Origin of the sequence: Pseudoalteromonas sp. Z1A6, assembly GCF_011378745.1 — a bacterium.
In the GTDB taxonomy this organism is placed as follows: domain Bacteria; phylum Pseudomonadota; class Gammaproteobacteria; order Enterobacterales; family Alteromonadaceae; genus Pseudoalteromonas; species Pseudoalteromonas arctica.
Window position 1 is genome coordinate 1 of the sequence record NZ_WTKW01000073.1, and the last position, 14,560, is coordinate 14,560.

General features: G+C 42.9%; 10 protein-coding genes. All 10 read right to left on the bottom strand.

The window, feature by feature from the left end; genetic code table 11:
• A partial coding sequence (locus tag GQR46_RS06805; RefSeq protein ID WP_238322767.1) for a GTP-binding protein occupies positions 1 to 101 on the bottom strand: 101 nt, incomplete at its 3' end.
• A gap of 62 nt (positions 102 to 163) precedes the next feature.
• Positions 164 to 2,278 (bottom strand): elongation factor G, encoded by a 2,115-nt coding sequence (fusA, locus tag GQR46_RS06810; protein ID WP_165728275.1) that lies wholly within the window; start codon positions 2,276 to 2,278, stop codon positions 164 to 166.
• 27 nt (positions 2,279 to 2,305) lie between these two features.
• Positions 2,306 to 2,776, bottom strand: coding sequence for a 30S ribosomal protein S7 (gene rpsG, locus GQR46_RS06815; RefSeq protein WP_010392135.1), 471 nt, complete (start codon positions 2,774 to 2,776; stop codon positions 2,306 to 2,308).
• 97 nt (positions 2,777 to 2,873) lie between these two features.
• On the bottom strand, positions 2,874 to 3,248 hold the full coding sequence (gene rpsL / locus GQR46_RS06820; RefSeq protein WP_008165517.1) for a 30S ribosomal protein S12: 375 nt from the start codon (positions 3,246 to 3,248) through the stop codon (positions 2,874 to 2,876).
• Positions 3,249 to 3,442: 194 nt separating this feature from the next.
• On the bottom strand, positions 3,443 to 7,618 hold the full coding sequence (rpoC, locus tag GQR46_RS06825; protein WP_165740514.1) for a DNA-directed RNA polymerase subunit beta': 4,176 nt from the start codon (positions 7,616 to 7,618) through the stop codon (positions 3,443 to 3,445).
• A gap of 104 nt (positions 7,619 to 7,722) precedes the next feature.
• A complete protein-coding gene (rpoB, locus tag GQR46_RS06830; RefSeq protein WP_165740515.1) occupies positions 7,723 to 11,748 on the bottom strand; it encodes a DNA-directed RNA polymerase subunit beta in 4,026 nt (1,341 codons plus the stop codon).
• Between the two features lie 271 nt (positions 11,749 to 12,019).
• Positions 12,020 to 12,382 (bottom strand): 50S ribosomal protein L7/L12, encoded by a 363-nt coding sequence (gene rplL / locus GQR46_RS06835; RefSeq protein WP_002958882.1) that lies wholly within the window; start codon positions 12,380 to 12,382, stop codon positions 12,020 to 12,022.
• 74 nt (positions 12,383 to 12,456) lie between these two features.
• Positions 12,457 to 12,951 carry a 50S ribosomal protein L10 gene (rplJ, locus tag GQR46_RS06840; protein ID WP_002958881.1) on the bottom strand — a complete coding sequence of 165 codons (495 nt, stop codon included), beginning with the start codon at positions 12,949 to 12,951 and terminating at the stop codon, positions 12,457 to 12,459.
• 322 nt (positions 12,952 to 13,273) lie between these two features.
• Positions 13,274 to 13,978: a 50S ribosomal protein L1 gene (gene rplA / locus GQR46_RS06845; protein WP_165740516.1), complete on the bottom strand. Its 705-nt coding sequence runs from the start codon at positions 13,976 to 13,978 to the stop codon at positions 13,274 to 13,276.
• 3 nt (positions 13,979 to 13,981) lie between these two features.
• Positions 13,982 to 14,410: a 50S ribosomal protein L11 gene (rplK, locus tag GQR46_RS06850; protein ID WP_002958879.1), complete on the bottom strand. Its 429-nt coding sequence runs from the start codon at positions 14,408 to 14,410 to the stop codon at positions 13,982 to 13,984.
• Positions 14,411 to 14,560: the final 150 nt, after the last annotated feature.

Consider the following 14,560-nt stretch of genomic DNA (forward strand, 5'->3'; position numbering starts at 1 on the left):
TTAGTGATTGCTGCAGTTAGTGTAGTTTTACCGTGGTCAACGTGGCCGATTGTACCAACGTTTACATGCGGTTTTACGCGTTCAAACTTTTCTTTTGCCATCTTAAAAAATTCCTAATAAAGAAATTAAAGCCTGACTCACTATTGAGCCAGACAAGCTAAAATTATATAACAGCGCGAGCTGAAATTATTGTATCTGCAACGTTTTTCGAGGCTTCAGCGTACTTCACAAACTCCATAGAGTATGAGGCACGGCCTTGTGTTGCAGATCGTAAAGCAGTCGCATAACCAAACATTTCAGAAAGAGGAACTTGCGCATTAATTTGCTTAAGTCCACCTAATGCATCTTCCATGCCTTCGATTATGCCGCGGCGACGATTTAAGTCGCCAACTACATCACCCATATTTGAATCAGGAGTGAGTACTTCAACCTTCATTACTGGCTCTAAAAGTACAGGGTCAGCTTTACGCGCCCCATCTCTCATTGCCAGTGAACCTGCTATTTTAAATGCCATTTCATTCGAATCTACATCATGGAATGAACCATCATATAAAGTCGCTTTAACGCCAAGTAATGGGTAGCCTGCCAGTACACCTTGAGACATTTGCTCTTGGATACCTTTGTCTACCGCAGGAACGAACTCTTTAGGAACAGACCCACCTACGGTTTCGTTAACGAACTCGTAAATTGGTGACTCATCATCCGTAATGTCCATCGGTTCAAGTTTAAGCCAAACGTGACCATATTGACCACGACCACCTGACTGACGTATAAACTTCCCTTCAACCTTAACAGTTGAACGAATAGCTTCTCGGTATGAGACCTGCGGCTTACCAACGTTACATTCAACACTGAATTCACGTTTCATACGGTCGACGATGATATCTAGGTGAAGCTCACCCATGCCAGAGATTATAACCTGGCCTGATTCTTCGTCAGTTTGTACGCGAAAAGAAGGGTCTTCAGCAGCTAGTTTACCTAGCGCGATACCCATCTTATCTTGGTCAGCTATAGTGCGAGGCTCAACCGCAATAGAGATTACTGGTTCAGGGAATTCCATACGCTCAAGCGTAATAATAGAATTCGGATCACACAGTGTTTCACCTGTTGTTACGTCTTTAAGACCAATAGCTGCCGCGATGTCGCCTGCGAAAACTTCTTTGATCTCTTCACGAGAGTTTGAATGCATCTGTACGATACGGCCAAGTCGCTCACGCTTACTTTTTACTGGATTATATACCGTGTCACCCTGTTTAACAGTACCAGAGTAAACACGGAAAAAGGTCAAGGTCCCAACGAACGGGTCTGTAGCAATCTTAAATGCGAGTGCAGCAAACGGCGCTTTATCATTAGCAGGACGTTCTTCCTCAGTACCATTTTCTAAGATACCTTGGATTTGTTTCACTTGCTCTGGCGACGGCATATACTCAACAACGCCATCAAGCACAGCTTGAACGCCTTTGTTTTTAAATGCGCTACCACAAGTAACTGGAACAATCTCATTAGCTAATGTTCGTTGGCGTAAAGCATTTTTAATTTCTGCTTCACTTAACTCTTCACCTTCTAAGTATTTATCCATTAGTTCTTCTGTTGCTTCAGCAGCGCTTTCAACTAAATGAGAGCGCCATTCTTCAGCTAATTCCAGAAGTTCTGCCGGTATTGCCTCATATGAAAAAGTCATACCCTGGTCCGCTTCGTTCCAGTTAATCATTTTCATTTTTATGAGGTCAATAACACCTTTAAAGTCGTCCTCAGCGCCTACAGGCAACTGAATTGGAACAGGCGTTGCTCCAAGACGAGATTTCACCTGGCTAACCACTGCTAAGAAGTCAGCGCCCGTGCGATCCATTTTATTTACGAAGATCATTCTCGGAACTTCGTATTTGTTCGCTTGACGCCAAACTGTCTCAGTTTGCGGCTGTACACCAGATGAAGCACAAAGAACAACTACCGCACCATCGAGTACACGTAAAGAACGCTCTACTTCGATAGTGAAATCTACGTGTCCTGGAGTATCAATAATATTGATACGATGGGCGTCAAATTGAGCGTCCATCCCTTTCCAAAAACACGTTGTTGCAGCAGAAGTGATTGTGATACCACGCTCTTGTTCCTGCTCCATCCAATCCATAGTTGCAGCGCCATCATGTACTTCACCGATCTTATGAGAAAGACCTGTGTAGAACAGAACACGTTCTGTTGTGGTGGTTTTGCCTGCATCTACGTGAGCAACAATACCTATATTACGATAGCGCTCAAGTGGAGTTGTACGTGCCATATGATCCTCTTAAAGGTTAAAGACAGATTACCAACGGTAATGAGCGAATGCTTTATTCGCTTCAGCCATACGGTGAACGTCTTCACGTTTCTTAACCGCAGTGCCTTTGTTGTCAGCAGCGTCAACGATTTCTTGAGCTAAACGTAAGCCCATAGATTTTTCGCCACGCTTACGTGCAGCGTCTACTAACCAACGCATACCTAATGCGTTACGACGAACTGGACGTACTTCAACTGGTACTTGATAAGTTGAACCACCAACACGGCGAGATTTAACTTCTACCTGTGGGCGGATGTTATCAAGTGCAGTTTCAAAGATTTCTAGGTGCGACTTGCCTGATTTCTCAGCAGCCACGTCTAGCGCACCATAAACAATTTTTTCAGCAGTAGATTTCTTGCCGTCTAACATTACGATGTTAACGAATTTAGCAAGAAGTTCCGATCCGAACTTAGGATCTGGAAGAATTTTACGTTGACCGATTACGCGTCTTCTAGGCATTTTGTATCTCCGGTTTATTCAGGTTTGCTCTTTCGAGTCAATCACCCAAAACAATAATTATATATATTTAGTGCTTGGCCTTACTAACGGAATACAATTAGCCTTTAGGGCGTTTTGTACCGTATTTAGAACGAGCTTGACGACGATCGCTAACGCCTGCACAGTCAAGTGCACCACGAACAGTGTGAAAACGCACACCTGGTAAATCTTTAACACGACCACCACGGATTAGGATTACACTATGCTCTTGAAGGTTATGACCTTCACCGCCAATGTATGAAGTTACTTCGAAACCGTTAGTTAAACGTACACGTGCTACTTTACGTAACGCCGAGTTAGGTTTCTTAGGTGTAGTTGTATATACGCGAGTACATACACCGCGCTTTTGCGGACACGCTTTTAGTGCAGCTGAGTTACTTTTCGTAACCTTGCTACGGCGTGGCTTACGCACTAGCTGGTTAATAGTTGCCATTTAAATAGCTCCTGAAATTAAAATTACTACTGAAAAAAATAAAAAATCCGCCCTTTATTTACGAGCCTGCATTGAGCACACAAGTAAATGGGTGGCGGAATTTTAATGAGCAAAGTTTAACCTGTCAACCTAAACTAACCGTAAGACAGCATATAACTGCCTCACGATCACTTAATCTATTGATTAAGAACAGTTTATTGATTTCCAGACAAATCAGCATTTAGAGCGTCTGTAAGTGCTTGAGTTGCCTCTTCTGCACTTACTGTTTGCTCTTCTACTACTACTTTGCTTTGTTTACGGCGAGCCATACGTTCTTGATGATACGCAAAACCGGTACCGGCTGGGATCAAACGACCCACAATTACGTTTTCTTTAAGACCGCGAAGCTCATCGCTCTTACCATTCACTGCCGCATCTGTAAGAACACGTGTTGTCTCTTGGAAAGACGCTGCAGAGATGAAAGATTCTGTTGCTAGTGATGCTTTTGTGATACCCATTAACTGGATTTCATACTTAGCTGGTATCTTACCTTGTTTTTCAAGGTCACGGTTTGCGATATTAACGCGCGCCACTTCGATTTGTTCACCGGCTAAGAAGTCAGTATCACCGCTGTGTATGATGGTACATTTACGAATCATCTGACGGATAATTGTTTCAATGTGCTTGTCATTGATCTTAACGCCTTGCAAACGGTAAACCTCTTGCACTTCGTTAACGATGTAGTTAGCAACATGAGTCACACCACGTAGGCGTAAGATGTCATGCGGTGATTCAGGACCATCGGCGATAACTTCACCTTTAGACACTTGCTCACCTTCAAACACGTTAAGTTGACGCCACTTAGGAATCATTTCTTCGTAATGATCACCTTCAGCTGGAGTAATAACTAAACGCTTCTTACCTTTAGTCTCTTTACCGAAGCTAATAGTACCTGTGATCTCAGCTAATATAGCTGGTTCTTTTGGCTTACGAGCTTCAAATAAGTCGGCTACGCGTGGTAGACCACCCGTGATATCACGAGTTTTCGAACCTTCTTGCGGAATACGTGCTAACACGTCACCTGGGTTTGCTGTAACGCCGTCAATAACTTCAATCGTCGTGAATGAAGGAAGACGTGTTTCTTGCAGACCGCGCTCTTCACTTTCGATGATAAGCTTTGGTTCTTTCGTATTTACTTTAGCAAGATCTTTTACAACTACACGGGTTAAACCAGTTAGTTCATCAGTCTGTGCTTCAGTATTTGAATCATCGATATCGCTGAACGATACTTTTGACTTATGCTCAAGAACGATTGGGTGACTATGCGGGTCCCAAGTAGCAACGATGTCGTTACCTTGAACTTCCGTATTGTCTTGCACTGTTAATACCGCACCGTAAGGTACTTTATAGCGCTCTTTCTCACGACCATGACTATCAATGATAGTAATTTCCGTAGAACGAGAAGTAATAACAATCTTACCGTCTGTGTTAAGTACGTACTTAGAGTTATGAAGTTTTAATGTACCGTTAGTTTTAACTTGTACATTATTTTCTGCAGATGCTCTAGATGCCGCACCACCGATGTGGAAGGTACGCATTGTTAACTGTGTACCTGGCTCACCGATTGACTGTGCCGCGATAACACCCACTGATTCACCAGCGTTGATGATATGACCACGTGCTAGGTCACGACCGTAACAGTTAGCACAAACACCAAAGTCATTATCACACGTGATAACAGAACGTACACGAACTTCATCTACTGAGTGCTCTTCTAAAAGGTCACACAGTTTTTCGTCTAGCATGATATTACGTTCAACAAGTACTGTATTAGTACCTGGAATTACAATATCTTCAGCAACAACACGACCTAGAACACGTTCACGAAGTGGTTCTACAACATCACCACCTTCAATAAGCGGTTTCATTGTTAAGCCATCTTCTGTACCACAGTCATCTTCATTGATTACCAAATCTTGTGCAACGTCTACTAGACGACGCGTTAGGTAACCCGAGTTTGCTGTTTTAAGTGCTGTATCGGCAAGACCTTTACGCGCACCATGCGTTGAGATGAAGTACTGAAGTACGTTTAGACCTTCACGGAAGTTAGCTGTGATTGGCGTCTCGATGATTGAACCATCTGGACGTGCCATTAGACCACGCATACCCGCCAACTGACGAATCTGTGCAGCACTACCACGAGCACCTGAGTCGGCCATCATAAACACTGAGTTAAATGACGGTTGCTCTACTTCTTCACCTTGTGCATTGATAACTGTGTCTTTCGACAAGTTAGACATCATCTCACGTGATAAGTTTTCGTTTACACGTGACCAGATATCGATAACTTTGTTGTACTTTTCACCAGCCGTTACAAGACCTGATTGGAATTGTTGGTTGATTTCAGTAACTTCAGCTTCAGCTGATTCAATTATCTGTGCTTTAACCGGTGGGATAACTAAGTCATCAATACCGATAGAAACACCTGACTTCATTGCATAATGGAAACCGGTGTACATAACTTGGTCAGCAAAGATAACTGTATCTTTAAGACCTAAACGACGGTAACACTCATTCAATAAGCCAGAAATCTGCTTTTTACCTAGCGGCTGGTTGATTGACGCAAACGGCATGCCTTTAGGTAAAATTAGAGACAGAATTGCACGACCAACAGTTGTATCGATAACAGTGATAGTGTCTTCTACTACGCCGTCTTCGTTTTTAACTGATTGACTAATACGTACTTTCACGATTGCGTGAAGGTCTGCATTGCCACTGCGGTATGCTTTTTCTGCTTCTTTTGGATCTTTAAATATCGCGCCTTCGCCTTTAGCGTTAATGCGGTCACGAGTCATGTAATAAAGACCCAATACAACATCCTGTGAAGGAACGATGATTGGCTCACCATTCGCAGGAGATAGAATGTTGTTTGTTGACATCATCAATGCACGAGCTTCAAGCTGCGCTTCGATTGTTAACGGTACGTGTACCGCCATTTGGTCACCATCGAAATCGGCGTTGTACGCCGCACATACTAATGGATGCAAATGAATTGCTTTACCTTCGATAAGCACAGGCTCAAACGCTTGGATACCCAAACGGTGAAGTGTTGGTGCACGGTTAAGTAATACTGGATGTTCACGAATTACTTCGTCAAGTACATCCCATACTTCCGGAACTTCACGTTCAACCATCTTCTTAGCAGCTTTGATTGTCGTAGCCATGCCGCGACGTTCTAGTTTGCCATAGATGAATGGTTTGAATAGCTCTAGTGCCATCTTCTTAGGAAGACCACATTGGTGAAGCTTAAGTGTAGGACCAACTGTGATTACAGAACGGCCTGAATAATCTACACGCTTACCAAGTAGATTCTGACGGAAACGACCTTGCTTACCCTTGATCATATCAGCAAGAGATTTAAGAGGACGTTTGTTAGAACCTGTAATTGCACGACCACGACGACCGTTATCAAGTAGCGCATCTACCGCTTCTTGTAACATACGTTTTTCGTTGCGTACAATAATGTCTGGTGCTGCTAAATCTAGTAGACGTTTAAGACGGTTATTACGGTTAATAACACGACGGTAAAGGTCATTTAGATCAGATGTCGCAAAACGACCACCGTCTAATGGTACTAATGGGCGTAGATCAGGTGGCAATACTGGAAGTACTGTCATGATCATCCACTCAGGGTTATTACCTGATTGGTGGAACGATTCCATTAACTTAAGACGTTTAGTGATTTTTTTACGCTTAGTTTCAGAGTTAATTGTTGGTAACTCTTCACGCATCTCAGCAATTAATTGAGCAAGATCAAGTTCACGAAGCAAGTCTAAAACTGCTTCAGCACCCATCTTAGCTTCAAATTCATCACCATGCTCTTCTAGTGAATCTAAGTATTCTTCTTCACCTAATAGCTGACCACGCTCAAGCGTTGTCATACCAGGCTCAGTTACTACGAATGATTCGAAGTAAAGAACACGTTCAATATCACGAAGCGTCATATCTAGCATTAAGCCAATACGTGACGGTAATGATTTTAAAAACCATATATGTGCAACTGGGCTCGCAAGGTCGATATGACCCATACGATCGCGTCGCACTTTAGTGAGTGTTACTTCAACGCCACACTTTTCACAGATCACACCACGGTGTTTAAGGCGTTTATATTTACCACATAAACACTCATAATCTTTCACTGGGCCGAAAATACGGGCACAGAATAAGCCATCGCGCTCAGGCTTGAAAGTACGGTAGTTAATAGTCTCAGGTTTCTTTACTTCACCGAATGACCATGAACGAACCATGTCTGGTGAAGCAAGACCAATGCGAATTGCATCGAATTCTTCGGTCTTATTTTGTTGCTTCAGAAACTTAAGTAAGTCTTTCACCTTAGCTCTCCTGTCGGAGTTAATCTTGAGGACGGATAATTTCGTCCCTACATTCTATTCAGCCGTAACAGATGCTGCAGCGTTAACTGCAGCATCTAATTGGCTTAATTTTCTTCCAACTCGATGTTGATACCCAGTGAGCGGATTTCTTTCAACAATACGTTGAACGATTCTGGCATACCTGGTTCCATTTTATGGTTACCATCAACGATGTTTTTATACATCTTAGTACGACCGTTCACGTCATCCGATTTCACTGTTAGCATTTCTTGTAGAGTGTAAGCAGCACCGTAAGCTTCAAGTGCCCATACTTCCATCTCACCAAAACGCTGGCCACCGAACTGGGCTTTACCACCCAGCGGCTGCTGAGTAACAAGGCTGTAAGAACCAGTAGAACGTGCATGCATTTTATCGTCAACCAAGTGGTTAAGTTTAAGCATGTACATGTAACCAACAGTTACTTGACGTTCAAACTGATCGCCAGTACGGCCATCATAAAGTGTAACCTGACCACTACGAGGATAGCCCGCAAGCTCAAGCATGTCTTTGATTTCGCTTTCTTTCGCGCCATCAAATGCAGGAGTAGCTATTGGTAAACCACCTTTTAAGTTTTCAGCTAGACGACGAATTTCGTCATCAGTGAAGCTAGCAATATCTACAACTTGGCGAGATTCGCCAATTTCGTATGCTTGCTTGATGAAGTCACGTAGCTCATGAAGCTCACGTTGTTCTTTCATCATCTCTTCAATACGTTCACCGATACCACGTGCAGCAAGACCCATATGTGTTTCAAGGATCTGACCGATGTTCATACGTGATGGTACACCTAGTGGATTCAATACGATATCTACCGTACGACCTTTGTCATCGTAAGGCATATCTTCTACTGGTACGATAGTCGAGATAACACCTTTGTTACCATGACGACCCGCCATTTTATCACCCGGTTGGATACGACGTTTAACAGCTAGGTATACTTTAACAATCTTAAGTACGCCTGGTGCTAAGTCATCACCTTGGGTAATTTTACGACGTTTGTTTTCAAACTTCTTATCGTATTCAGCTTTAAGCTCATCGTATTGTGCAGCTAGTTGCTCAAGCTCAGCTTGCTTGTCTTCTTCAGCAAGACTTTGCGTAAGTACTTTTTCAGCATTTAGAGATGCAAGTTTATCTTCATCAAAACCAGCAGCTATAAGTAGCTTACGTGCACGGTCTAAAACGCCTGCTTCTAAAATACGGAACTCTTCGTTGAAGTCTTTCTTCGCTTCGCGAAGCTGCATGTCTTCAACTTCTAACGCGCGTTTATCTTTTTCAACACCATCACGGGTGAAAACTTGCACGTCAATTACAGTACCAGTTACAGAATTTGGTACACGTAAAGAGCTGTCTTTAACGTCAGACGCTTTTTCGCCGAAGATAGCACGCAGTAGCTTCTCTTCAGGTGTAAGCTGTGTTTCGCCTTTAGGAGTCACTTTACCTACTAGGATATCGCCGCCTTTAACTTCAGCACCAATATATACAACGCCTGATTCATCAAGCTTGCCTAGTGCAGATTCACCCACGTTCGGGATATCTGCTGTGATCTCTTCTGGACCTAATTTAGTATCACGGGCAACACACTGTAGCTCTTGAATATGGATAGTCGTTAGACGATCTTCTTCAACTACGCGCTCAGATAACAAGATTGAATCTTCGAAGTTATAACCGTTCCATGGCATGAATGCCACGCGAAGGTTTTGACCAAGGGCTAAATCACCTAAGTCAGTCGAAGGACCATCTGCTAACACGTCACCACGAGTAACCGGTTCGCCAACCATACAAGTTGGTTTTTGGTTAATACATGTATTTTGGTTTGAACGTGTGTATTTGGTTAAGTTGTAGATGTCGATGCCCGCTTCACCAGGGATGCGTTCTTCTTCATGTACATTTACAACGATGCGACTTGCGTCAGCATACATTACTTCACCACCACGTTTAGCAACGATAGTTACACCAGAGTCTTTCGCTAGTGTTAACTCAATACCAGTACCTACTAACGGCTTATCCGCTTTCAATGTTGGTACTGCTTGACGTTGCATGTTTGAACCCATCAATGCACGGTTAGCATCATCGTGTTCTAGGAACGGGATAAGTGCTGCCGCTACAGAGATCACCTGTTGTGGTGATACATCCATATACTGCTGGTCCATGCGACCCATAAAGGTAGATTCACCTTTGTGACGACATGGGATAAGTTCATCAACAAACTCATTGGTTTCAGTTAAGTTTGAATTCGCCTGTGCGATAACAAACTGACCTTCTTCAATGGCTGATAAATAATCAACTTCATCAGTTACAACACCGTCTACCACTTTGCGGTAAGGTGTTTCTAAGAAACCGTAGTCATTTGTACGTGCGTACGTAGACAATGAGTTAATTAGACCGATGTTTGGACCCTCAGGAGTCTCGATTGGACATACGCGACCATAGTGAGTTACGTGAACGTCACGTACTTCAAAGCCTGCACGTTCACGAGTTAGACCGCCCGGACCTAATGCAGAGATACGACGTTTATGCGTAACTTCTGATAGTGGGTTATTTTGGTCCATAAACTGTGATAACTGAGACGAGCCGAAGAACTCTTTAACCGCTGCCGAAATAGGCTTAGCGTTAATAAGATCTTGTGGCATTATCGCGTCAAGGTCACCTAAGCTTAAACGCTCACGTACAGCACGTTCAACACGTACTAGACCAACACGGAATTGGTTCTCAGCCATTTCGCCAACACTACGTATACGACGGTTGCCTAAGTGATCGATATCATCAACATCGCCTTGACCGTTACGAATAGCAATTAATACTTTCATAACAGACACGATGTCTTCTTTGCTTAATGTACCAGGGCCTGTGTCTGTATCGTAACCAACACGGCTATTGAACTTCATACGACCTACAGTAGATAAGTCATAACGTTCTTCAGAGAAGAACAAGTTCTGGAATAAGGCTTCAGCCGCGTCTTTCGTCGGTGGCTCGCCTGGGCGCATCATGCGGTAAATTTCTACTAGTGCTTCTAAACGGCTGCTTGCAGAGTCAATGTTCAAAGTATTTGACATGTAAGCACCGCTGTCCACTTCATTGATATATAACGTATCAATTTTAGTGTAACCGGCTTTAACCAATTCAGCCATTAGCTCTAGAGTTAGCTCGTCATTTGCATTTGCAATAACTTCACCAGTTGACTCATCAACATAGTTTTTAGCTACAATACGGCCAATGATGTACTCATGTGGTACTTCTAATTGCTTAATGCCTTTCTTCTCGATGCTCTTGATGTGGCGAGCCGTAACACGACGACCGCTTTCAACAAATACTTCACCGTCTTCGCTCTTGATATCAAAAGCGGCAGTTTCACCACGTAAACGCGAAGGTACAAGTTCCATAAGAACTTTACCGTTCGTTACTTCAAACGTAGTGTTATCGAAGAACATATCTAGGATTTGTTCGCTAGAATAATCTAGTGCACGTAGGATGATAGACGCCGGTAATTTACGACGGCGGTCAATACGTACATATAAGTTATCTTTTGCATCAAATTCGAAGTCTAACCATGAACCACGGTAAGGTATAACGCGTGCGTTATATAATACTTTACCCGATGAATGGGTTTTACCGCGGTCGTTATCAAAGAATACACCAGGGCTACGGTGTAGCTGAGAAACGATAACACGCTCTGTACCATTGATTACAAAAGTACCGGTATCTGTCATGAGCGGAATTTCGCCCATGTAAACTTCTTGCTCTTTAATGTCTTTAACTGTGCCTGGTGCTTCTTTGTCCATAACAACAAGACGCAGTTTCACGCGAAGTGGAGCAGAATAAGTCACACCGCGAATTTGACATTCTTTTACATCGAAAACTGGCTCACCAATACGGTAACTTACGTATTGAAGCTCAGAATTTCCCGAGTAGCTTTTAATAGGGAACACAGAACGGAAGGCAGCTTCCAAACCATGATCGCCATCAGCGTCCGGCACTAAGAATTTTTTAAACGATTCTAACTGTGTAGACAGTAAAAAAGGTATATCCAAAACTTGTGGACGTTTACCAAAATCCTTACGGATACGTTTCTTTTCAGAATAAGAGTAAGCCATGGGGTTCCTCAGCTTGCTGATCTTTGACCCGACCTGTTCTTGTAAGAACAGACTTAACTGGCAGCTATGCCAAGATTTTACAACATTTAACTGTTGTTCTAATTAGATCCCACTTTAACACTAGCAAACTATAAAGCGTTGAAAGTAAAGAAAAAATCAGATTTTATTTGAACTAAAAGAGTGCATCACTCTATAGCGCAAAAAGGCCGGTGATTAAATAATCACCAGCCCTTGCCTGATTTCTCAGACAGCGAACTTAGCAAAAGCTAAATTACTTAACCTCAACTTCAGCACCAGCTTCAGTAAGATCTTTTGCAAGTGCTTCAGCTTCTTCTTTAGATACACCTTCTTTAACAGGTGTAGGAGCAGCTTCAACAAGAGCTTTCGCTTCTTTAAGGCCAAGGCCAGTTGCGCTACGAACAGCTTTGATTGCAGAAACCTTGTTAGCGCCAGCGCCAGTAAGGATTACGTCAAATTCTGTTTTCTCTTCAGCAGCTTCAGCAGCTGGACCAGCTACCATTGCAGCTGCAGCAGTTACGCCGAATTTTTCTTCCATTGCTTCGATAAGAGCAACAACGTCCATTACTGACATTTCAGCAATTGCGTCAAGGATTTGGTCTTTAGATACAGACATTACAAATTTCCTAATAATTAACGGACATTACGTCCAAATAAATTTTACACCGAAAGTGATTAAACAGCTTAAAATTAAGCAGCTTGCTCTTCTTTCTGTACACGTACTGCTTCAATTGTTTTACACAATTTGCCAGCAGACGCTTCTTTCATAGCACTCATTAAGCGTGCAACAGCTTCATCGTATGTAGGTAATGTAGCAAGCATTGCTGCATCAACAACATTTCCTTCAAAAGCGGCCGTTTTAAGCTCGAATTTCTCATTCTTTTTCGCGAAATCTGAAAAGATACGCGCAGCAGCACCTGGGTGCTCTGATGAGAAAGCGATTAAGCTTGGACCAACAAATGAATCAGAAAGACACTCAAAATCTGTTCCTTCAAGAGCACGTTTTGCTAAAGTGTTACGGACAACTTTCATCCAAACACCATTTGCACGAGCTTCTTTACGAAGGGCAGTGATTGCGCCAACTGTTACACCACGAGAATCTGCAACAACTGCAGATAGAGCACCATTGGCTGCTTCGTTGACTTCAGCAACTATTGCTTTTTTGCCTTGAAGATTTAAAGCCATGGGTGTTACTCCTGGTTTAATGGGGATACCGATTATCGGATTCCCCTGTTCTACTCTTCCCTACCAAACAAGGTAGAGATGCTTTTTACGGCGAGAGCCAGAAGGATTAGGAAAAATCTATCTGGGGTCTACACCGTCTACGTAGGTGAATATTAAGGCCGAAGCCACCTACGGTCTTGGACGGAAGCCCAATTTATCGTTAACCCCGAAGGCTTAACGAAATTATGGACTTCAACCCGAATTCTTTACTTTGCTAATTAATAAATTAATCAACAAAATGGCGCGAAATTATAGTACAAATTTCACGCCATGTAAACACTAATTAAGCTACAGTTGTGCTTAAAGTGCCTTGGTCAACAGAAACACCTGCGCCCATTGTTGTAGAGATAGTTACTTTCTTCAAGTAAATACCTTTAGCTTGAGAAGGTTTAGCCTTCTTAAGCGCAACAATTAGAGACTCAAGGTTTTGTTGTAATTGCTCTGCAGTGAAATCAACCTTACCAATAGTAGTATGGATGATGCCATTTTTGTCATTACGGTAACGTACTTGACCTGCTTTAGCATTTTTAACTGCTTCTGCAACGTTAGGCGTTACAGTACCAGTTTTAGGGTTTGGCATTAGACCACGTGGGCCTAAGATTTGACCTAGTTGACCAACAACACGCATAGCGTCTGGTGATGCAACAACAACGTCAAAGTTCATCTCGCCTTTTTTAACTAGTTCAGCAAGATCTTCCATGCCTACTAATTCAGCACCGGCTTCTTTTGCAGCTTCTGCATTAGCGCCTTGTGTGAATACAGCAACACGAACGTCACGACCAGTACCGTTAGGTAGTACAGTAGCACCACGAACGTTTTGATCAGATTTACGAGCATCGATACCAAGGTTAACGGCAACGTCAACACTTTCTACGAATTTAGCTGTCGCTAACTCTTTTAAAAGAGCAACTGCTTCATTGATTTCGTAATCTTTTGTTACTTCCACTTTTTCGCGGATAGTACGCATACGTTTAGTTAATTTAGCCATTTCTTAGTCCTCTACGTTCAAGCCCATCGCACGCGCAGAACCTGCGATAGTGCGAACCGCTGCGTCCATATCGGCAGCTGTAAGGTCAGTTCGTTTTGTCTCAACAATTTCTTCAAGTTGAGCACGAGTTACTGTGCCTACTTTATCAGTGTTAGGACGGCCTGAGCCTGACTTGATACCAGCAGCTTTCTTAAGTAAGTAAGCAGCAGGTGGCGTTTTCATGTCGAACGTAAATGAACGGTCACCGTAAACAGAGATCACTACAGGAACTGGAGCGCCTTTTTCGATAGACTCTGTACGTGCGTTAAACGCTTTACAGAATTCCATGATGTTTACACCGTGTTGACCTAGTGCAGGACCTACTGGAGGACTAGGATTAGCCATACCAGCGGCAACTTGTAGCTTGATTAGAGCTTCAACTTTTTTAGCCATTATAAATACCTCATTTGGTGGGTCTCAGCCTTGTGCGCGCGAGGACGCGTACTCTAACGGCTTCCCAGTTTAAAAATTGGTTTCGTACTTTTTGCACAGTAAAAATAAATTTTTACCTTAATACAAAAAGGCCGCTGATTATAAGTTAAT

What these genes read in the sequence shown, in the direction of transcription:
- rpsG (WP_010392135.1), bottom strand. Translation starts at nt 2,776, where the DNA reads ATGCCTAGAAGACGCGTAATCGGTCAACGTAAAATTCTTCCAGATCCT.
- fusA (WP_165728275.1), bottom strand. Translation starts at nt 2,278, where the DNA reads ATGGCACGTACAACTCCACTTGAGCGCTATCGTAATATAGGTATTGTT.
- rpoB (WP_165740515.1), bottom strand. Translation starts at nt 11,748, where the DNA reads ATGGCTTACTCTTATTCTGAAAAGAAACGTATCCGTAAGGATTTTGGT.
- rplJ (WP_002958881.1), bottom strand. Translation starts at nt 12,951, where the DNA reads ATGGCTTTAAATCTTCAAGGCAAAAAAGCAATAGTTGCTGAAGTCAAC.
- rpsL (WP_008165517.1), bottom strand. Translation starts at nt 3,248, where the DNA reads ATGGCAACTATTAACCAGCTAGTGCGTAAGCCACGCCGTAGCAAGGTT.
- rplK (WP_002958879.1), bottom strand. Translation starts at nt 14,410, where the DNA reads ATGGCTAAAAAAGTTGAAGCTCTAATCAAGCTACAAGTTGCCGCTGGT.
- rplL (WP_002958882.1), bottom strand. Translation starts at nt 12,382, where the DNA reads ATGTCTGTATCTAAAGACCAAATCCTTGACGCAATTGCTGAAATGTCA.
- rplA (WP_165740516.1), bottom strand. Translation starts at nt 13,978, where the DNA reads ATGGCTAAATTAACTAAACGTATGCGTACTATCCGCGAAAAAGTGGAA.